Raw genomic sequence first — 18965 nt, forward strand, 5'->3', positions numbered from 1 at the left:
GCATGCACGTCCAGATCTATCACAACCCCGACTGCGGCACGTCGCGCAATACGCTCGCGATGATTCGCAACGCCGGGATCGAGCCCGAAGTCATCGCGTACCTCGCGCAACCGCCGGAGCGCGCGGTGCTCAAGGCGATGATTGCCAGTGCCGGGCTGACGGTACGCGAAGCGCTTCGTGAGAAGGGGACACCCTACGCCGAACTCGGCCTGGGCGATCCGGCGCTCACTGACGACCAGTTGCTCGACGCCATGCAGGCGCACCCGATCCTGATCAACCGGCCGTTTGTGGTGACGCCGCTCGGCGTGCGGCTGTGCCGGCCATCCGAACTGGTGCTGGACATCCTGCCATCGCCGCAGCGCGGTGCCTTTGCCAAGGAAGACGGCGAGCGCGTGATCGATGCCGACGGCCGGAGGGTCGGCCGATGACGGATGCGTTGCGTAACGTCGCGCTGCCGCTGCTGGACATACCCACCGAGCAAAAGCTGGAGCCGCGCAGCGTCTCAACGCATGCGCCGCGCATTCTCCTGCTCTACGGCTCGCTACGCCCGAACTCCTATAGCCGCCTGCTTACGCTCGAAGCCGAGCGGATCCTTCGGCACCTCGGCGCGCAAACCAAGGTCTTCGATCCGCATGGCCTTCCCATCACGGACAGTGTGCCGGCGGATCATCCGAAGGTGGCCGAGCTGCGCGCGCTGTCCGCATGGTCGGAGGGCCAGGTCTGGTGCAGCCCCGAGCGGCACGGCACGCTGACCGCGGTGTTCAAGAACCAGATCGACTGGTTGCCGCTGGAGATCGGCGGCATTCGTCCCACGCAGGGCCGCACGCTGGCCGTCATGCAGGTTTGCGGCGGCTCGCAGTCCTTCAATGCCGTCAATGCGTTGCGTGTGCTCGGGCGCTGGATGCGCATGGTGACGATCCCGAACCAGTCATCCGTGCCGAAGGCCTACCAGGAATTCGACACGGATGGCCGCATGGCACCTTCCGCGTTCTATGACCGCGTGGTCGACGTGATGGAGGAACTGGTCAAGTTCACCTTGCTCGTGCGTGACCGTTCCGCTTACCTGACGGACCGGTACAGCGAGCGCAAGGAGAGCGCGCCGCCGGTTGCGGCGGCGCTTGCCCAGGCCGCGATGGATCACGAGCGCGCTGCGCAAGCGCTGGGAAGCAACGATAGCAACGACGGCAGCGACAGCGAAGTCGAGTAGCGTCGCCGATGTGGCTGCTGCGCGGGAAACATGGCCTGAGGCGCCATGCGCTAGGCGGCGACCAGCCCGAGCGAGCGCAGCTTTGCCCCCTGGTCGAAGTACGGCCGCTCGCAAACGATCTTGTCGCTGTCGGGCGCGAACTCGAACGACGCGGCCATGCGCACGCGAAACGCGCGGCCCGTGGGCGGGTAGACGGTGCCGTTCGCCTTCAAGGGCCCAAGGTGGGTGCCGGTGAGCCAGAACTCCACCAGCACCGTGTCGCCGGCCGCGGCGATGCTGATGATCTCGTTGGCCTGGTCGGGGAAGGGCGTGCGCGAAGACGCGAAGTAGCCGCGCACCGCTTGCTCGCCGTCGAAGACCGCGCCGCCTCCGTGCATCTCGTAGCGCGGATGGGCAAAGGTGGCGATGACGGCGTCCCATTCCTGGGTGCACTCCAGGGCCATATGGTCGCGTACGGTCTGGATGCGGGCGAGAGACAGACTATCCATGTTCAGGGCTCCGTGATTTGGGTTCTGTGGTTTTGGGGTTTGCAGGTTTGTCGAGTGATTGATGCATTGAAGCGTGCATTGACGCGTGCATAAGGCGCTTAGTCCTGCGTCACGCCGGCGTTTTTTGCCACTTCCTTCCACGCCGGGATATCGCGTGCATTCAGCTTGCCGAGTTCCTCGCCGCTCATCGGCGTGGCCGCGATGCCCATCTCCAGCAGGCGGGCCTTGATCTCCGGCGTGGCCAGCACCTGGTTCAAGGCGTCCGACAGCTTCTGTACGATCGGCCTGGGCGTGCCGGCGGGCACATACAGGCCCCAGCGGAATACGCGGTCAAAATCGATGCCTTCGTCGACATAGCTCTTCACCCCGGGCAGGCTCGGCGAGCGCGAGGTGCAGGTGCCGATCGCCTTGACCTTGCCGGACTTGACGAAGGGCGTGCCCGAAGTCATGTCCACATAGCCCAGCTTGATATGCCCGGCAACGATGTCGTTGAGCACCTGCGGCACGGTCTTGTAGGGGATATGCGTCATCGAGGCGCCGGCCAGTTGCTTGAGCACCTCGCCGCAGAATTGCCCCGTGGAGCCGGAGCCCCAACTGGCGTACTGCACTTCGTTGGGATGGCTCCTGGTGTACGCCACCAGCTCCTTGATGTCGTTCGCGGGAAAATTATTGCTGGCCACCAGCAGGATGGCGGCCGTGCCGACCTGACCGATGGCGGTGAAGTCCTTCACCGGGTCATACGGCAGCTTGGTGTAGACCGCGGCGTTCAGCATATGCGTGGTGGCGCCGCCGAGCGTGAAGGTGTAGCCGTCGGGCGCCGCGCGCGCGACCGCTTGCGTGCCGATGATGCCGGAGGCGCCACCCTTGTTCTCCACCACGATGGGCTGCTTCAGGATGGCCGACATGCGCTGCGCGAGCACGCGGCCAAGGATGTCGCCGCCGGAGCCGGCCGAGATCGGCAGCAACAGGCGGATGGGGTGGGAGGGATAGTCGGCGGGGGATTCACTGGCCTGCGCTGCGATTGCGGGCGCGGCAAGCGCGACGACGAGCGTGGCGGCGGCTAGGTGGCGGGGCATGGGGCGTCTCCTGATTCATTGTTATGTGCCGCGGCGCGGCCTTTGATTCGCTGTCTGTTTCCGTCAAAGCCCCAGTCCGCCATCTACCACCATCTCCAGCCCCGTCACATAACGCGACTCATCGGAGGCAAGGAACAACGCCGCGTAGGCGATATCCCACGGCGTGCCTTGCCGGCCCATGGGGCAGCGGCTGTTGCGAAACTCGCGCGCGGCCTGCACGGCGGCTTCGTCGCCATCGGTCAGGTGGGCCGCATGCGGCGTATCGATCAGGCCGGGCAGGATCACGTTGCAGCGCACCTGGTCCGCGGCGTAGCGGCGCGCGAGGATCCGCGTCATGTGGTTGAGCGCGGCCTTCGATGCGTTGTAGGAGAGAAAGGGCATCGGGCCCCATTTGCGGCTGGCGATCGACGAGATGTTGATGATCGAGCCGCCGCCCTGCGCGATCATGTGCGGCATCGCCTTCTGGCAGGCGAGCATGGCGCCTTTCAGGTTGATGTCGAACACCCGGTCCCAGGATTGCTCCGTGATGTCCTCGAGTTCGCCGATTTCCTCGATGCCCACGTTGTTGTGCAGCACGTCGATGCGGCCATAGCGCTCGCGGCAGGCCGCCACCATGGCCGCCAGTCGCGCGCCGTCGCGTACGTCGGCCTCGAAGGCGCTGGCGCTTCCGCCCGCGTCCTCGATCTGGCTCGCGGTCCTGCGGGCCAGCGCCAGGTCGCGGTCCACGCACAGCACCCGCGCGCCTTCGCGGGCGTAGACGATGGCGGCCGCTGCGCCGTTGCTGGTCTCGGCGCCGATCGATCCCGCGCCTACGACGATGGCTGCCTTGCCGGCAAGCCGGCTCATTCCTTTGCGATTGCTGTCCGGCATGCGATGGCTGTCTCCGTGGTGATCTTATGGTGATCTTTGGGTGATCGTTCTTATGGTCCCCGCTACGAGGGATGGGAAAAATATAGCATGGAATTGAAACGTTTCATATAAAGGGTAAACGACCGGCTGCAAGGGGCATGAGCTTGGGGAGGGGATGCTGCAAGGGCGGCATTGCGCCGCCCGGCAGGTGCTTGCGCGATGGGTCTGGCGATAACGCTGCAGTCTTAGCTGGCGAGGCTCTTCGCTCGGCCTCGCGCCGGTTTTCTGCCTGCCCCCGTGTCGACGGCGGCGCAGGACTCGCGCAGGATCAGCTCGCAGGTCAGCATCAGGTGCCCGGTTGCGCCAGGGCTGCCTTGCGGATCGATGCCGGGCTCCATCTCGGCAAGGAGCAGGCGGGCGGCATGGCGCCCCAGGTCCTGCAGATTCCAGGTGAGCGTGGTCAGCTCGGGTGTGTGCACCTGGGCCAGTTCGGTATCGCCCACGCACACCACCGACAGGTCGCCTGGAATGTCCCTGCCGGTCTGGCGTGCCGCCTTGAGCGCGCCGGCGAGCAGGGTGGTGCCCAGCCCAAAGATGGCGGTCGGCGGCGCGGCCTGCTGGAACAGCGCCAGGCATTGCGAAAAGGCGACGTCCATCGAGCTGGTGTCGATGCGCACAAGCTCCAGCGCATCGCCGATGCCGCGCGCGGCGGCAGCCGTTTCGAAGGCGTGCCAGCGCTCGCGCGCGGGGCGCAGGTGCGAGCTGGGGAAGAGCAGGGCAATGTGGCGGTGGCCAAGATCGAGCAGATAGTTGGCGGTCTTCAGCGCGCCGCTGAAGTGGTCCACCTTGACGCTGGGCCGATCCGGGGCGATATCGCGGTCCAGGATCACCAGCGGCACATCCACCTGCGCGATCTGCTGCTGCAGCTTTCCGGAGCTCTCGGAGCCGGGCGCGAACAGCACGCCGTCAACGCCGACGCGGGTCACGTCCAGCAGCAGCTCGCATTCGCGTTCGGTGTCGTTATGGGTGTCGACCAGCAGCAAGGTGTAGCCGGCTTCGCGCAGCACATGTTCGGCCGCGCGCACGATCACGCCGTAGAAGCGGTTGGTGATGTCCGGCACCAGGCAGGCCACCAGGCGCGAGCGCCGCGAGCGCAGGCTGCGGGCCGCGGCGTTGGTGACATAGCCGATCTTGCGCGCCACCTCGAACACGTGGGTGACGGTCTCGGCGGACGGGCCGCCTCGCCCCGCCATCACGTTGGAGGCGGTGCCAACCGAGACGCCCGCTTGCTCGGCCAGGTCCTTCAGGGTCGGCTTGCGCTGCGCTGCGGCTTTTTTCTGCATGGCACTCCACGGATATCGTCGTTTCCTGTGGCATGCAGTGTAGCACGCTATGAAACGTTTCAATCACATGGAGCGCATGGGTGCGCAAGCCCTCAGGCGGCCTTCTTCAGCGACGCCAATGCCGCGCGGCCAGCCGCCAGTTGCTGCGCCACTTCCGCCACGCGCGCACCCAGATGCTCGGCCGTGCGCAGGTCTGCCAGCGGCGGCACCACATCAGCGCTTTCGTCCGCATTCGACTGCGCTGCCGCACCCAGGAAGAAGCCGTGGCGATTGAGCGAATCCTCGGTCGACTTCGAGTTGTTGTGGCCCGGGGGCAGGCCAAGGTTGACCCAGTGCATGCCGTGTTGCGCGGAGAAGATTGCGATCTGCTGCAGCGTGGCAAGCTTGTCGCCCGAACGCGAGGCCGAGTTGGTGAAGCCTGCCGCCACCTTGTTGGCCCATTTGCCGCCCTTGGCGAACACGTTGCGCGAGGTGGCGTCCATAAAGCCTTTGAACTGCGCCGACGCGCTGCCCATGTAGGTGGGCGCGCCGAAGATGATGCCGTCCACGTTTTCGAGCGTGTCCCAGTGCTGGTCGATGTCGTCGACGCTGATCAACAGGCTCTCCACGCCATCGACGCTGGCGGCGCCGCGTGCAACGGCCTGTGCCTGCCTGGCGGTGTGGCCGTAGCCGCTGTGGTAGACGATAGCGATTTGGGTAGCGTTGGGGTTCATGATGCGGTGCCTCGAAAAATTGGAAATATTTGAATTTGGCTCGCATCGCGTGGATCACTGGATCTGCTTGATTGCTGGGCCGGTGAAGCAAGTCTAGGCGCCGGGCAATCGCGTTGGTGACTGAAATCTCAATTATTCATTGAAATATTTTGAATTATCGGGCGAGGCGGGAGATTCGGTTCGCCTGGCATTTCGTGCCCACCGTGCCAGGCGCCGATGCCGGTGGCGAAACAGCCATTTCACGACGGCTGCCATCGCGCAGCCACCGCCTGGCAGCCAGGCCGCGGGTCCGCGCAAGGCAAAGGTGAGCCGGTCGCGCACCTCGCAGCCGCCGGGGGTGTCTCGAACCGTTCGTTCGTGCACCCAACTGCGCATGCTCAGCATCCGCGACGTTTCCTTGAAGCGGTAGCCCGGCCCTACCTCCGCCAGCATGATGTCGTCCGCGTCCACGGGAAACACGCCGAACGCCAGTAGCCAGCTGCGGCCAAGCCGCTCGCCAAGCGGCAGCTCGCTGATCGCCTTGCCGCGCATGGCGGGCGGCGCCGTCATGCGCAGCCAGGGAAACAGCTCGTCGTTGATGCCTTCAGACGTGGTCGCGCGCTGCCATGCCTGGCAGGCACTGATCGGCAGGGTGGATGCAAGCTCGAACATCAGGGACATGGCGGATTTCGATTAGCGGGTGAGCGTGTTCGCCATGATAGCGAGCCGAGCCATGCGCTCCGCTGCCTCCCCGGCTTTGCCTGTCAGGTTGTCGCCGCGCTGGCCTCGCATGGCACATGCCGAATCACATTGAAACCCTCGTCCGCCGAGGGCGCCACGAAGTAACGCGTGATGGCATCGAACTGCGCATCAGTCGTCTCGAACGGATGCGTGCCGCTGGCGTTGCGCGCGCGCAGGCGGGCCTTGCACACGGCGTCAGGCACGTCGAGGTAGTGGAGTTGATGCGCCACGCCCGCCTGCTCGAAGATGGCCCTGGCCCAGGTTCGGGTGGCCGGCGTGTTGGCAGGGAAATCAAGCACGACCGACATGCCCGCCAGCAGCAGCGCGTCGATGTGGCTGGCCATGGCGTCACGCAATCTTCCGGCACAGCGGGCATAGTCGGCGACCTCCCGGATCTCGCCGGGATACAGGCGTGACAGCCAGTCGTCCTCGCTGATCCGCACGGTGGCTGGCCGGGCAGCGAGCTGCCTGGCCAGTGTCGATTTGCCGGAGCCGATCTTGCCGCAGACCATATAGAGGACGGCGGGTGCCGCTGCTTGTGCTGCTTCTGCTTCTGCGGGACGGGTTGGCTGCATCTTCAGGCTCCTTGGTGTTTGCAGGCCCCAAGGAGGCGGGCACAAAAAACCCGCCTCGTTGGGCGGGTCGCTTTGTGTGCTCAGTCCACGTGCGCTAACCCACCATCCCAGGGACGGTGCGAATAATCGACGGGTTTTGCGCGCGGGTCATGGCGCAGATGTTAGCGGATTGCCGGCTTGCCCGCAATCGCGTTCGCGCGGCGCCGCCGCCCTTGTCCTATCGGTCCGGCCATTGCAGAATACGGCCACACCAGAACAGATATACCTTCTACCGCCGCCGCGCGTTTGCGCGCAGCCGGTCCGCCTCGCCACGCGGACAGGCAACCCCTCCCGGCTTCCTGCTCATGACAACGTCACCGCAACCGATGCGCCGCTTCGCCCTGATCGCTACTCCTGTCTTCCTGGCGCTCGCCGCCGCCAATGCCAGCGCGCTCGATGCCCCGCAGCTGCTCGCCAAGCTCACGCCAAGCATCTATGCCGTGCGGGCAATGGGCGCCAACAATGCGCCGCTGGCGTCGGGCTCCGCCGTGGTGATCGGCCCGGGACAACTGGTCACGGCTTGCCACGTGCTGGCCGGTGCGCGCGCGATTGCCGTGCGGCGCGACAACGTGAGCTACGACGCCACGCTGGACGCGCCGGACGTGGATCGCGACCTGTGCCTGCTGCGGGTGGCGAACTTCAATGCGCCGGCCGTCAGCGTGTCGGCGGCGGCGGCACCGTCGTTCGGGCAGAAGGTGCTTGCGGCAGCCAGCCCGGAGGCCACGGGCGTGGTCGTGCTGGACGGCAGCGTGTCCGGGTTGCGCGCGGGCTTGGACGGCAAGCTGGACCGCATCGAGCTCACGCTTGATTTCCCGGCGGCGGCCAGCGGTGGCGGCCTGTTCGATGAGACGGGCCGGCTCGTGGGCATCCTGTCGGCACGGCGCGCGCCCGGCGAAAAGCTCAAGGCGTTGCCCGCCAGCTGGATCGCTCAGATCAAGGAGCGCGGCGTGGCGGCGATGGCCAGCTATCGCTCGTCCGCGCCAGCGCCAGTGGCTGCAGCGCCGGTGGTGGACGAGGCCGGCGCTGCCCCGGCTGGCGGCGAGTCGCCCCGTGTTGGCGAGGTCTGGCGCTACGAGCTGGTCGACAAGCTGACGCGCAAGCGGCGCGATGTGGTCTACCGTGTCGACCGCGTCGAAGGTGAGCGCATCACGTTCAACCAGGGCGCCCGTGTCGAGACGCTGGACGGCCGCGTCGAGCGGATCAGCACGCCCAGCGGCGGCGAGTTCGATGGCGCATCGCCGCCGCGCGGCTGGGTGCCGGAAGACGTCAAGCCGGGCGCCCGGTGGAAAACCAGTTACAAGCAGGCCGGCACCGACTTGCGCACGGAACTCACCGGCGAGGTGACCGGGGAGTCCACCATCACGGTGCCCGCCGGCAGCTTCCGCGTCTTGCGCCTGGCCTACAAGGGCTATGTGGCGCGACCGTTCTACGGCGTCTCGTATGGCGCACCATCCTCCGTGCCTTACACGGCGGTGGCGTGGTATGCCCCGGAGCTCAAGCGCGTGGTGCGATTCGATGCCAGCTTCGCGTCCAAGTACGAGCGCCTGGACGAGAGCCTGGTGCTGAAGGAGCACCGCTTCGACTGAAGTGGGCCCGATCCGGCCTTGATTGCCAGGCGCGGGACGATATGCCGGGGTGCGGCAAGCGATTTTGGTAGGATGCAGGCCTTTCTTCGTGCCGGAATGTGACTCCGCCCCATGCTGCTTGCTTCATGAATCTGGCCCAGATCAAAACCCTGGCCGCCGAGCGGCTTGCCCGCCTGCGGCGCCCCACGCGCCGCGGCGTGGCCAAGGCCGTGGCCGCCGTGCCGGTGCTGTTCCTGCTCTATGTGCTGGTGCTGATTCCGTTCACCCCGGGCATCAGCGATATCCGCAAGGCCAAGTCCGACCAGCCCGCGCAGATCCTCTCTGCCGATGGCAAGCCGCTGGCCGTGTTCAAGTGGGCCAACCGCGAATGGGTCCGCCTGGCCGATATCTCGCCCAATGTGACGACCGCGCTGATCGCCACCGAGGATCACCGCTTTTACCAGCACTTCGGCCTGGACTGGCGCCGCATGGGCTCGGCCGCGCTGCATACCTTCTCCGGCGACCGGCAAGGTGGCTCCACCATCACGCAGCAGCTGGCCCGCAATCTCTATCCCGACGAGATTGGCCGCGCGCCTACGCTCACGCGCAAGCTCAAGGAAGCCATCACGGCGCTGAAGATCGAGGCGCTCTACACCAAGGACGAGATTCTCGAGACCTATCTCAACACCGTGCCGTTCCTGTACAACGCTTACGGCATCGAGATGGCGGCGCGTACCTACTTCGATAAATCCGCGGGCCGGCTGGACGTGCTGGAAAGCGCCACGCTGATCGGCATGCTCAAGGGCAACAGCTACTACAACCCGGTCATCAACCCCGAGCGCGCCGTGCAGCGGCGCAATACCGTGCTGGCGCAGATGGTCAAGTACCAGAAGCTGGAGCCGGCGAAGTACGAGTTGCTGAAGAAGCGCCCGCTGCGCATCGACTTCGAGCGGCAGACCGAGCCGCCCGGTCCGGCGCCGCATTTCGCCCAGCAGTTGCGCAAATGGCTGATCGCCTGGGCGGACCGCAACGACTACAACATCTACACCGACGGGCTGGTGGTGCGCACCACCATCGATTCACGCCTGCAGGCGCTGGCCAACCAGGCGGTGGCGCGCCAGGGCAACCAGCTGCAAGGGATTGCCGACGCGGCGTGGGCGCCGCGCTCCGGCTGGGCGGCCAACAAGGACCTGGTACAGGCCTTTGTGCGCGAGACGCCGGCGTACCGCGCGGCCAGGGAAGCGGGGCAGACGCCCGAGGCGGCCATGAAGCAGCTGCTGGCGGACACCGCTTTCATGCAGGCGCTGCGCCAGTCCAAGACCCGCATCCAGGCCGGCTTCCTCGCGCTGGACCCGCGCACCGGCGAGATCAAGGCATGGGTAGGCAGTCGCGACTTCACCCTGGATGCCTTCGACCACGTCCAGCAGGCGCAGCGCCAGCCGGGTTCCACGTTCAAGCCGTTCGTGTATGGCGCTGCGTTCGAGCAAGGTGCCAAGCCCGACGACACCTTCGTCGACCAGGCTGTGGAAATCCCGCTCGCCGGCGGCGAGGTCTGGCGGCCCTCCGACGATGGCCCCCCGAGCGGGCGCGCCATGAGCCTGCGCGATGGCCTGGTGTATTCCAAGAACACCATCACCGCGCAACTGATGCAGAGCGTTGGCCCGGCCAAGGTGGCCAAGCTGGCGCGCGCCATGGGCGTGCGGCAAAGCCGGCTCGATCCCGTGCCCTCGCTGGCGCTGGGCACCAGCCCGGTCACCTTGAAGGAAATGGTCAGCGCCTACGGCACCATCGCCAATCAGGGCGCCTACCTGGAGCCGGTGATGGTATCGCGCATCGAAGACCGCAAGGGCGAGGTGCTGGAGACGTTCCGTCCCGCGTCACCCGAGCAGGCACTGCCGGTTGCCACCGTGCAGACGCTGCTCGGCGTGATGCGCGGCGTGATCGACCGCGGCACCGGCGCGAGCATTCGCACGCGCTTCGGCATTCGCGCGGACGTCGCCGGCAAGACCGGCACCACGCAGGACAACGCCGATGGCTGGTTCATCCTGATGCATCCGCAACTGGTTGCCGGCGCCTGGGTCGGGTTCAACGACAGCCGGGTGACGCTGCGCAGCGACTACTGGGGCCAGGGCGCGCACAGCGCGCTGCCGATGGTGGGCGACTTTTTCCAGCGTTCGCTCCGGTCCCGCATGATCGATGCGAACGTCCGCTTCGTGGAGCAAAAGGAGACTGGCCTCTTTGAAGCCTTGGGCTGGACGATACGCGGCTGGTACCAGCGGTGGTTCGGGCCGGCGGCCAAGCCGGAAGCCCCGCCCGCGCCCAAGCGGGCCGCGCGCCCCGCACCGGAGCCGGCGGCGGCTGCCGAGCCAGACACCAGCGTGGCGGCATCGGCGGTGCCGCCCGCGTTGCCGGGCGTGAGCAGCCCGGCCGTTGAGCAAGGCGCCGTCGATGTGGCACCGGCCAGTGCGCCGGCGCAGGTGCCGGCCAGCGCGCCGCCAGCCGCGGCGGCGCCATCCTTCACGCAAGACGATGCCAGGGCACGGGCCAGCGAAGGTAGCCAGCCCTGACCGGGCCGGGCCCGACGCGACGCTGACCGCCGCAACCCCGGGCTCCCCTGCGCCAGGTTCGGCCTGCCGGTATGCGGAAGGTAAAACGCGTCTGCGACGGCGTGGAGGCCACTTCCAGGTCGCCGCCGTGCATGCGCGCTTACCGTTGCGGGTCACATCGCTTAACATAGCGGTTTGACTGGCGTATGCCCCCAAAAGCGGCCCGGCCGGCCTTTCGGCGTTGCGCCCGCGCAATGCAAGGTGCGCAAACCAGCGCTAGTATGCGAGCCGTGCGGCAGCTTTCCTGCCGGTGGACCTTTTTCCAGATGAACAAAAATCCAAAGAATTCTCGTGGCGAGCCTCCCGCTCCGCGTACCTGGGACGCCCGTCTGGCGCGCGCGCTTGTCCGCCCGCTCAAGGACTCCTGGATCACTCCGAACCACTTGACCACCCTGCGGCTCGTGATCGGCCTTGCCGGGGTAGCGTGCCTGATGCAGGGCGGTTTCGCGTGGACCAACGCCGGTGCGCTCCTGATCGTGGTGTCCAACTTCGTTGACCACACTGACGGAGAGTTGGCGAGAATTAGCGGTAAATCGAGCAAGATAGGCCATTTTTATGACCTGGCGAGCGATGCGCTGATTACCGTCCTGCTCTTCGTGGGCATGGGCGCAGCCATTTCCGGGCAGGCCGCGGCAGATACGATGTCGCCGGTGCTGCAAGGCACGCTGGCAGGCGTGGCGGTGGCGCTGATCTTCTTCCTGCGCATGCGGATCGAGTCGCGTGTGGGGAAAAGCGGGACGAAGCAAGCCTCTGCCGGCGGTTTCGAGACAGAAGACGTGCTTTACCTGCTTCCGCTCGTTACGCTGACCAGCGGCATCGCGCCCTTCCTGATGGCGGCGTCGATCGGCGCTCCCCTGTTCGCGTCCTGGGTCATCATCGATTACTGGCGTGTGATGCGGCGGCCCCTGCCGGCCACGGCTTCGACGGAGATCTGAGAAACCCGATGAGCGAGCAAGCCAACGACATCACGCTGGACGACCCGTCCCCCGCTTCAGTTCCCTCCCGCCAAAGGCCGGCCGCGGAACCCGCCCCCGGCGCCATGCTGCCCAACCCCGATGCCTGCGTGGCCGAGCGCACCGCCCGGCTCGACAGCAAGCAGCTGCGCGCCGATTTCGTGCGCCAGGGCGCTTTCCTGCACCTGGAGGATTTCCTGGCGCCGGAAGTCACCGCGCAACTGGTGGCCAGCGCCCGCGCGCTGGTGCCGCAGATCAACCGCAATTACCTGCCCGGCCACAAGCAGGGCGGCAGTGTCAGCCGGCACACCATCGACGAGCTCGCGCCGTTTATCGCCGAGCTGTACCGGTCGAAGGCGCTGATCGGCTGGCTGGAGCAGATGTGCGGCGAGAAGCTGCTGCTCTCCCCCGACTCCGATCCCCATGCCTACGCGCTGTATTACTACACGCGCCAGGGTGACCACATTGGCTGGCACTACGACACCTCTTATTACGACGGCCGCCGCTACACGCTGCTGCTGGGCGTGATCGAGGAATCGTCATGCCGCCTGGACTACGAACTGCACACGCGCGACGCGCAAGTGCCCGATGAGCCCGGCTCGGTGCAGACCACGCCCGGCGGGCTGGTGTTCTTCGATGGCGACAAGCTGCGCCACCGCATCACGCCGGCCGGCGCCAACGAAATGCGCGTGTCGCTGACGTTCGAATACGTGACCGATCCGGGCATGCGTCCGTGGCTGCGCTTCATCTCCAATATGAAGGATGCGGTCGCCTATTTCGGCTTCCGGCAAGTGTTCAAGAGACTGGTGCCGGGCCAGAAGCCCCGCCCATGACCCGTGCTGCCATGCTTTTCCTGTCGATCGGCGCGGCGCTCTTTGTCGCGCTGCTCGCCTGGCAGGGATTCGGCTCCGTCGCGTCGACGTTCATGTCGGCCGGCTGGGGCCTGGTGCTGGTCGCCGCGTTCCACCTGCTGCCGCTGGTGCTGGACGCCGGCGCCATCTACGTGTTGTTCGACCGCCGGGCCGGCCACGGCACCATGCGCGACGCGCTGCTGGCGCGCTGGGCCGGCGAGTCCGTCAACAGCCTGCTGCCGGCGGGGCAGATCGGCGGCCCGGTCCTGATGGTGCGCTACCTGGCGCAGCGCGGCACGCGCATGCGCGACGCCGCCGCGGCCATCACGGTGAGCACCACCATGCAGGCGCTGGCGCAGATGGTGTTCGCCTTTATCGGCCTGGCGCTGTTTGGCCTGTATGGCGGCCACGACGCGCTTGCGGACCTGCGCACGCCGACCCTGGTCGCTACCGCCGTGCTTGCGCTGTGCATAGCGGGCTTCTACGTGGTGCAGAAGCGTGGCCTGTTCGGCCGGGTGCTGCGCCTGCTGTCGAAGGTATTCGGCAAGCGCGACTGGTCGGGGTTGACCATGCGCGCCGATGCCGTGGACGCGGCCGTGCAAGGCATGTACCGCGACCGCCGCAAGGTGGCGTCCACCTTCGCGCTGAGCCTGGTGGGCTGGCTGGTCGGCACGGGCGAGGTCTGGCTGGCCCTGCATTTCCTCGGGCATCCCGTCAGCTGGCTCGACGCCTTGCTGCTGGAGAGCGTGGGGCAGGCTATCCGTGGCGCGGCGTTTGCCATTCCCGGCTCGCTGGGCGCGCAGGAAGGCGGCTACCTGCTGCTGGCGCCCATCGTCGGCCTGCCGCCCGATGCGGCGCTGGCACTGTCCCTGGCAAAGCGCGCCCGCGAGATCGGGCTCGGCGCGCCGGGGCTGCTGTATTTACATTTGAGTGAACGAAAATTCCAACGGCGGCGTGCAGCAGGTGTGCAGCAGGCCGCCGATTGATCGATGGCAATTTGCATGGGTGCGGAGAACGAATGCGAGCAATCATCCTTGCCGCGGGCCTAGGCCTGCGACTTCAGCAACAACCCGGGGCGCAATTCCCCAAGTGCCTGCTGCGTTTTGAGGGCATCACCCTGCTGGAGCGGCATCTGCGCATGCTCGACGCGGCCGGGGTGGACGAGATCGTGCTGGCGCTGGGCTTTCAGCCGGAACACGTCGAGGCCGAACTGGTGCGGCTGGGGCGCGACCCCTATCCGGAGATCGTGCTGAACCCGCGTTACGACCTGGGCAGCGTGCTGACCGTGCACACGGTGGCCGATGCGCTCACGCGCGGTGGCGACGTGCTGCTGATGGATGCGGACGTGCTCTACGACGAGCGCATCCTCAGCGCGCTGGTGGCGGGCACCACCACCAACCGCCTCTTGATCGACCGCGATTTCGAAGCCGGCGACGAACCCGTCAAGCTGTGCCTGAAGGACGGTGTGCCGGTGGAGCTGCGCAAGCAGCTCGCGGTTGGCCTGGAGTACGACACCATTGGCGAGTCGGTCGGTTTCTTCCGCTTTCAAGAGCAAACCGCGCGCCGCCTGGCGCAGATCGTCCAGGGCTATGTCGACAGCGGCCGCTCGAACATGCCGCACGAAGAAGCGGTGCGCGACCTGCTGCTCGAAGGCGGCCACGTATTCGATGTCGCCGATGTGAGCGGCGCACCGTGGATCGAGATCGATTTCCCGAACGACGTGGCGCGCGCGCGCGACGAAGTCCTGCCCGAACTTCAGCCGATTGTGGGAGTAGCACAGTGAACGCGATTGACCCGATTTTCTCGACTGCCTCGCGCAGCGCCCGGCTGCGCCAGATGATTGTCGGCAACGAGCTGGAATTCATGATGGAAGCCCATAACGGGCTGTCCGCGCGCATCGTGCGCGAGGCCGGTTTCAAGGCCATCTGGGGTTCGGGCCTGGCGATCTCCGCCCAGTACGGCGTGCGCGACAACAACGAAGCCAGCTGGACCCAGGTGGTCGACACGCTGGAGTTCATGGCCGACGCCAGCGACCTGCCGATCCTGCTGGACGGCGACACCGGCTACGGCAACTTCAACAATGTGCGCCGCCTGGTGCGCAAGCTCGAGCAGCGCGGCATTGCCGGCGTGTGCATCGAGGACAAGCAGTTTCCCAAGACCAACAGCTTCATCGACGGCGAGCGCCAGCCGCTGGCCGAGATCGATGAGTTCTGCGGCAAGATCAAGGCCGGCAAGGATTCGCAGTCGGACGACAACTTCTCCATCGTCGCCCGCGTGGAAGCCCTGATCGCAGGCTGGGGCATGGACGAAGCCCTGCGCCGCGCCGAGGCCTATCGCCAGGCCGGCGCCGACGCCATCCTGATCCACAGCAAGCTCTCGCGCCCGGACGAGATCCTGCAGTTCGCGCGCGAGTGGGCGGGCCGAGGCCCGCTGGTGATCGTGCCGACCAAGTACTACAGCACCCCGACCGAAGCCTTCCGCAAGGCCGGCATCAGCGTGGTGATCTGGGCCAACCACCTGATCCGCGTGGCGGCATCCTCGATGCAGGCCGTGGCCAAGGAAATCCACGACAGCGAGACGCTGGTCAACGTGGAAGACCGCATCGCCACCGTCAACGAGATCTTCCGCCTGCAGGACGCCGACGAATACTCGACCGCCGAGAAGATCTACCTGTCCGGCTCGCAAGCGCCGGGCGCGGCGGTGGTGCTGGCGGCTGGCCGCGGCACCGGCCTGGAGCCCCTCACCGAGGACCGTCCCAAGGTCATGCTGCCCGTGGCCGGCAAGCCGCTGCTGCGCTGGCTGGTGGACGCGTTCAAGAAGCAGTCGATCAACGACATCACCGTGGTGGGCGGCTACCAGGCCAAGGCCATCGACACGGCCGGCATCAAGCTGGTGGTCAACGAGCAGTACGCCCAGACCGGCGAGCTGGCCTCGCTGGCATGCGCCGTCGACGGCTTGCAGACGGATGCCGTGATCGCCTATGGCGACCTGCTGTTCCGCAGCTATATCCTGCGCGACCTGCTGGAGAGCGACGCGCTGTTCAGCGTGGTGGTGGACTCGTCGCTGACCACGGAGTCGAACCAGAGCGTGCGCGATTTCGCCTATTGCTCCGCGCCCGACGACCGCGACCTGTTCGGCCAGAAGATCCTGCTGCGCCATGTGTCGAGCAAGGGCCAGGAGCCGGGCGCCGCCCAGGCCCAGGCGCCGCACGGCCGCTGGATCGGCCTGCTGAACGTGCGCGGCGAGGGCCGCGTGCGCCTGCAGAAGCTGATGGCCGAACTGCGCAAGCGCGACGACTTCAACACGCTGGACATGCCCGCGCTGCTCAACGCGCTGGTCGAAGCCGGCGAAGAGATCGAAGTGAAGTATGTGCATGGCCACTGGCGCGGCGTGAACGACCTCGACGACTTCCGCCGCGCGGGCGATTTCGCGCATACGCAGACCCCGTTCGCAGTCGGCGGCACGGACGCAGAGGAAGCCCGATGATCGAAGCGGCACAGTTTGTCGAGGCCGCGCGCGTGCGCGGCTTCGACTGGTATGCCGGGGTGCCCTGCTCGTATCTCACGCCGTTCATCAACTACGTGATGCAGGATCCGTCGCTGCACTACGTGTCAGCGGCAAACGAAGGCGATGCGGTGGCGCTGATCGCCGGCGTGACGCTTGGCGCGCAGGGTGGCCGCCGTGGCGTCACCATGATGCAGAACTCCGGCCTGGGCAATGCGGTCAGCCCGTTGACCTCGCTCACGTGGACGTTTCGCCTGCCGCAGTTGCTGATCGTGACCTGGCGCGGGCAGCCGGGCGTGGCTGACGAACCGCAGCACGCGCTGATGGGCCCGGTCACCCCGACGATGCTCGACACCATGGAAATCCCGTGGGAAACCTTTCCGACCGACCCGGCCGAGGTTGGCCCGGCGCTGGATCGCGCGGTGGCGCATATGGATGCCACCGGCCGTCCGTACGCGCTGGTGATGCAAAAGGGCAGCGTCGCGCCGTATGCGCTGAAGCAGCAGGAGCGGCCCATCCCGCGCCCGAAGTGCACGCCGCAGTCGGGGGGGCAGGGTGCTTCGCGCGATGGCCTGCCTACGCGCCGCGACGCGCTGCAACGCGTGATCGCGCATACGCCGATGGACAATACCGTGGTGCTGGCATCGACCGGCTTCTGCGGGCGTGAGCTGTATGCGCTCGACGACCGCGCCAACCAGCTCTACATGGTGGGTTCGATGGGCTGCCTCACGCCCTTCGCGCTGGGCCTTGCGCTCGCGCGTCCGGACCTCAACGTGGTCGCCGTGGACGGCGACGGCGCGGCGCTCATGCGCATGGGCGTGTTCGCCACGCTCGGCGCCTATGGCCCGGGCAACCTCACGCATGTGCTGCTCGACAACGGCGCCCATGACTCCACCGGCGGACAGGCGACCGTCTCGCATCATGTCTCGTTTGCTGGCGTGGCGTCCGCCTGCGGCTATGCGTCGGCGGCCGAAGGCGACCAGCTCGACCTGCTCGACCAGACGCTCACGGCCGCGCCTGCGAGCGCCGCCGGCCCGCGCTTTGTCGCGCTGACGATCAGCGCCGGCACGCCGGATGGCTTGCCGCGCCCGACCATTACCCCGGTCGATGTGAAGACGCGCCTGGCGCGACACATCGGTGCCGACCAAGGAGGGAAGTAAATGCTGCTACTCAATCCGGGCCCCGTTACCCTGTCGGAACGTGTTCGCCAAAGCTTGCTGCAGCCCGACCTGTGCCACCGCGAAAGCGAGTTCTTCGACCTGCAGGACGAAGCCCGCGCACGCCTGCTGGACATCTACGAACTGGATCCCGCCGAGTGGGCCGCGGTCCTGATGACCGGCTCCGGCACGGCGGCCGTGGAGAGCATGATCGCCGCGCTGGTGCCCGAGCAAGGCAAGCTGCTGATCGTCCAGAACGGCGTGTACGGCGAGCGCATCACGCAGATCGCCACGCAGTACCGCATCGCCCATGAGGTCGTTGCGCACGACTGGATGCAGGCGCCCGATCTTGCCCGCATTGCCGCCGCGCTCGACGCCGACCGCGCGATCACGCACGTGGCGGTGATCCATCATGAAACCACCACCGGCCGCCTGAATGATCTCCGGGCACTGGACGCACTGTGCCGCGCGCGGGATGTGCGCCTGCTGGTGGATGGCGTGAGCAGCTTCGGCGCCGAGGCGATCGATTTCGGCGGCAGCATTGCCGCGGTGGCGGCCACGGCCAACAAGTGCCTGCATGGCGTGCCGGGCGCATCGTTCGTCATTGTGCGGCGCAGCGCGCTGGAGCAAGCCGCCAGCCGGACGTACTACCTGGACCTGGGACGGCTCGCGCGCTTGCAGGACCAGCGCAATACACCGTTCACGCCGTCGGTGCATGCCTATTACGCACTGGTGGAAGCGCTGCGCGAACTGGCAGAGGAGGGTGGCTGGCGCGCCCGCCATGCGCGCTATGCGGCCCTTGCGGAACGCGCGCGTGCCGGGCTTGAGGCCCTGGGCATGCCGGCCCTGTGGCCGTCGGACCAGTCTTCGGTGGTGCTGCGGGCCTACCGCTTGCCGGCCGGTTTGTCGTATCCCCAGCTGCACGACGGCCTGAAGGAACGCGGGTTTGTCATCTATGCGGGGCAGGGCGGGCTGTCGGCCGAGTTGTTCCGCATTTCCACGATGGGCAATATCCAGATGGATGACATCGAGCGCTTGCTGCAGGGTTTCAAGGCGCTGACGCAGTAATTGCCTGTTGGCCGGTGCGCGGTGCGTGCCGGCCACTGTCGTTTTCGTCATTTTATTTTTGGCGGCAAAGCACTAGCATTAGGCAAGAGATGCGGGTACCCCGGGCCCCGGGCGAGCGCATCTTGTTCGTGGAGGATCATTGCGATGCCTCGCCGTTTGCGCCTTCGCTTTGCCCGTACGGGATGCAACGCCGCCGTGCTCACGGTTTCCGCCGGCTTTGCCTTTGTCCTTGGCGCATCCTTGCCTATCAC

Annotated in this window: 18 protein-coding genes; 11 read left to right on the forward strand and 7 right to left on the reverse strand. The window is 66.8% G+C overall.

The window, feature by feature from the left end; translation table 11 throughout:
- Positions 1-2 precede the first annotated feature (2 nt).
- The gene (gene arsC, locus AC1Q7Q_RS09175; protein ID WP_492370495.1) at positions 3-428 is read left to right on the forward strand and encodes an arsenate reductase (glutaredoxin); all 426 of its coding nucleotides are present in this window, start codon (positions 3-5) and stop codon (positions 426-428) included.
- The gene (arsH, locus tag AC1Q7Q_RS09180) at positions 425-1207 is read left to right on the forward strand and encodes an arsenical resistance protein ArsH (RefSeq protein WP_492370494.1); all 783 of its coding nucleotides are present in this window, start codon (positions 425-427) and stop codon (positions 1205-1207) included. The genes arsC and arsH overlap by 4 nt, the downstream gene beginning before the upstream one ends.
- Before the next feature lie 50 nt (positions 1208-1257).
- Here the strand turns inward: arsH and AC1Q7Q_RS09185 are convergent, their stop codons facing one another.
- The 7 genes from AC1Q7Q_RS09185 to AC1Q7Q_RS09215 all read right to left on the reverse strand — a co-directional run bounded on the left by AC1Q7Q_RS09185 (position 1258) and on the right by AC1Q7Q_RS09215 (position 6971).
- On the reverse strand, positions 1258-1695 hold the full coding sequence (locus AC1Q7Q_RS09185) for an ester cyclase (RefSeq protein ID WP_492370493.1): 438 nt from the start codon (positions 1693-1695) through the stop codon (positions 1258-1260).
- A gap of 98 nt (positions 1696-1793) precedes the next feature.
- Entirely contained in the window at positions 1794-2771 is a 978-nt protein-coding gene (locus tag AC1Q7Q_RS09190; RefSeq protein ID WP_492370492.1) for a Bug family tripartite tricarboxylate transporter substrate binding protein, read from the reverse strand.
- A 63-nt stretch (positions 2772-2834) separates the two neighbouring features.
- Positions 2835-3641: an SDR family NAD(P)-dependent oxidoreductase gene (locus tag AC1Q7Q_RS09195; RefSeq protein ID WP_492370491.1), complete on the reverse strand. Its 807-nt coding sequence runs from the start codon at positions 3639-3641 to the stop codon at positions 2835-2837.
- Positions 3642-3865: 224 nt separating this feature from the next.
- A complete protein-coding gene (locus tag AC1Q7Q_RS09200) occupies positions 3866-4963 on the reverse strand; it encodes a LacI family DNA-binding transcriptional regulator (RefSeq protein WP_492370490.1) in 1098 nt (365 codons plus the stop codon).
- A gap of 92 nt (positions 4964-5055) precedes the next feature.
- A complete protein-coding gene (locus AC1Q7Q_RS09205) occupies positions 5056-5676 on the reverse strand; it encodes a flavodoxin family protein (RefSeq protein WP_441636324.1) in 621 nt (206 codons plus the stop codon).
- 132 nt (positions 5677-5808) lie between these two features.
- On the reverse strand, positions 5809-6336 hold the full coding sequence (locus AC1Q7Q_RS09210; RefSeq protein WP_492370489.1) for an Rv1443c family protein: 528 nt from the start codon (positions 6334-6336) through the stop codon (positions 5809-5811).
- Positions 6337-6419: 83 nt separating this feature from the next.
- The gene (locus AC1Q7Q_RS09215) at positions 6420-6971 is read right to left on the reverse strand and encodes a P-loop nucleotide/nucleoside kinase family protein (RefSeq protein WP_492370488.1); all 552 of its coding nucleotides are present in this window, start codon (positions 6969-6971) and stop codon (positions 6420-6422) included.
- Between the two features lie 344 nt (positions 6972-7315).
- On the opposite strand from AC1Q7Q_RS09215, the gene AC1Q7Q_RS09220 reads away from it, so the two are divergent.
- The 9 genes from AC1Q7Q_RS09220 to AC1Q7Q_RS09260 all read left to right on the forward strand — a co-directional run bounded on the left by AC1Q7Q_RS09220 (position 7316) and on the right by AC1Q7Q_RS09260 (position 18714).
- Positions 7316-8596, forward strand: a complete 1281-nt coding sequence (locus tag AC1Q7Q_RS09220; protein WP_492370487.1) for a S1 family peptidase — start codon at positions 7316-7318, stop codon at positions 8594-8596.
- Positions 8597-8721: 125 nt separating this feature from the next.
- A complete protein-coding gene (locus AC1Q7Q_RS09225) occupies positions 8722-11142 on the forward strand; it encodes a penicillin-binding protein 1A (RefSeq protein WP_492370486.1) in 2421 nt (806 codons plus the stop codon).
- 305 nt (positions 11143-11447) lie between these two features.
- On the forward strand, positions 11448-12116 hold the full coding sequence (locus AC1Q7Q_RS09230; protein WP_492370485.1) for a CDP-alcohol phosphatidyltransferase family protein: 669 nt from the start codon (positions 11448-11450) through the stop codon (positions 12114-12116).
- A gap of 8 nt (positions 12117-12124) precedes the next feature.
- Positions 12125-12967 carry a HalD/BesD family halogenase gene (locus tag AC1Q7Q_RS09235; protein ID WP_492370484.1) on the forward strand — a complete coding sequence of 281 codons (843 nt, stop codon included), beginning with the start codon at positions 12125-12127 and terminating at the stop codon, positions 12965-12967.
- A complete protein-coding gene (locus AC1Q7Q_RS09240; protein WP_492370483.1) occupies positions 12964-13971 on the forward strand; it encodes an HpnL family protein in 1008 nt (335 codons plus the stop codon). The genes AC1Q7Q_RS09235 and AC1Q7Q_RS09240 overlap by 4 nt, the downstream gene beginning before the upstream one ends.
- 32 nt (positions 13972-14003) lie before the next feature.
- Positions 14004-14768: a phosphocholine cytidylyltransferase family protein gene (locus AC1Q7Q_RS09245; protein ID WP_492370482.1), complete on the forward strand. Its 765-nt coding sequence runs from the start codon at positions 14004-14006 to the stop codon at positions 14766-14768.
- A 53-nt stretch (positions 14769-14821) separates the two neighbouring features.
- Positions 14822-16471 (forward strand): phosphoenolpyruvate mutase, encoded by a 1650-nt coding sequence (gene aepX / locus AC1Q7Q_RS09250; RefSeq protein ID WP_492370596.1) that lies wholly within the window; start codon positions 14822-14824, stop codon positions 16469-16471.
- Positions 16468-17649, forward strand: coding sequence for a phosphonopyruvate decarboxylase (gene aepY, locus AC1Q7Q_RS09255; protein ID WP_492370481.1), 1182 nt, complete (start codon positions 16468-16470; stop codon positions 17647-17649). Before aepX ends, aepY begins: the two co-directional genes overlap by 4 nt.
- On the forward strand, positions 17650-18714 hold the full coding sequence (locus AC1Q7Q_RS09260) for a 2-aminoethylphosphonate aminotransferase (protein WP_492370480.1): 1065 nt from the start codon (positions 17650-17652) through the stop codon (positions 18712-18714).
- Positions 18715-18965: the final 251 nt, after the last annotated feature.

Source organism: Cupriavidus sp. GW823-FHT07A04 (genome assembly GCF_058794615.1).

Excerpts from the sequence above, each read along its gene's own strand:
- arsC (WP_492370495.1), top strand. The coding sequence starts at position 3 with ATGCACGTCCAGATCTATCACAACCCCGACTGCGGCACGTCGCGCAAT.
- arsH (WP_492370494.1), top strand. The coding sequence starts at position 425 with ATGACGGATGCGTTGCGTAACGTCGCGCTGCCGCTGCTGGACATACCC.
- AC1Q7Q_RS09185 (WP_492370493.1), bottom strand. The coding sequence starts at position 1,695 with ATGGATAGTCTGTCTCTCGCCCGCATCCAGACCGTACGCGACCATATG.
- AC1Q7Q_RS09190 (WP_492370492.1), bottom strand. The coding sequence starts at position 2,771 with ATGCCCCGCCACCTAGCCGCCGCCACGCTCGTCGTCGCGCTTGCCGCG.
- AC1Q7Q_RS09195 (WP_492370491.1), bottom strand. The coding sequence starts at position 3,641 with ATGCCGGACAGCAATCGCAAAGGAATGAGCCGGCTTGCCGGCAAGGCA.
- AC1Q7Q_RS09200 (WP_492370490.1), bottom strand. The coding sequence starts at position 4,963 with ATGCAGAAAAAAGCCGCAGCGCAGCGCAAGCCGACCCTGAAGGACCTG.
- AC1Q7Q_RS09205 (WP_441636324.1), bottom strand. The coding sequence starts at position 5,676 with ATGAACCCCAACGCTACCCAAATCGCTATCGTCTACCACAGCGGCTAC.
- AC1Q7Q_RS09210 (WP_492370489.1), bottom strand. The coding sequence starts at position 6,336 with ATGTCCCTGATGTTCGAGCTTGCATCCACCCTGCCGATCAGTGCCTGC.
- AC1Q7Q_RS09215 (WP_492370488.1), bottom strand. The coding sequence starts at position 6,971 with ATGCAGCCAACCCGTCCCGCAGAAGCAGAAGCAGCACAAGCAGCGGCA.
- AC1Q7Q_RS09220 (WP_492370487.1), top strand. The coding sequence starts at position 7,316 with ATGACAACGTCACCGCAACCGATGCGCCGCTTCGCCCTGATCGCTACT.
- AC1Q7Q_RS09225 (WP_492370486.1), top strand. The coding sequence starts at position 8,722 with ATGAATCTGGCCCAGATCAAAACCCTGGCCGCCGAGCGGCTTGCCCGC.
- AC1Q7Q_RS09230 (WP_492370485.1), top strand. The coding sequence starts at position 11,448 with ATGAACAAAAATCCAAAGAATTCTCGTGGCGAGCCTCCCGCTCCGCGT.
- AC1Q7Q_RS09235 (WP_492370484.1), top strand. The coding sequence starts at position 12,125 with ATGAGCGAGCAAGCCAACGACATCACGCTGGACGACCCGTCCCCCGCT.
- AC1Q7Q_RS09240 (WP_492370483.1), top strand. The coding sequence starts at position 12,964 with ATGACCCGTGCTGCCATGCTTTTCCTGTCGATCGGCGCGGCGCTCTTT.
- AC1Q7Q_RS09245 (WP_492370482.1), top strand. The coding sequence starts at position 14,004 with ATGCGAGCAATCATCCTTGCCGCGGGCCTAGGCCTGCGACTTCAGCAA.
- aepX (WP_492370596.1), top strand. The coding sequence starts at position 14,822 with ATGATTGTCGGCAACGAGCTGGAATTCATGATGGAAGCCCATAACGGG.
- aepY (WP_492370481.1), top strand. The coding sequence starts at position 16,468 with ATGATCGAAGCGGCACAGTTTGTCGAGGCCGCGCGCGTGCGCGGCTTC.
- AC1Q7Q_RS09260 (WP_492370480.1), top strand. The coding sequence starts at position 17,650 with ATGCTGCTACTCAATCCGGGCCCCGTTACCCTGTCGGAACGTGTTCGC.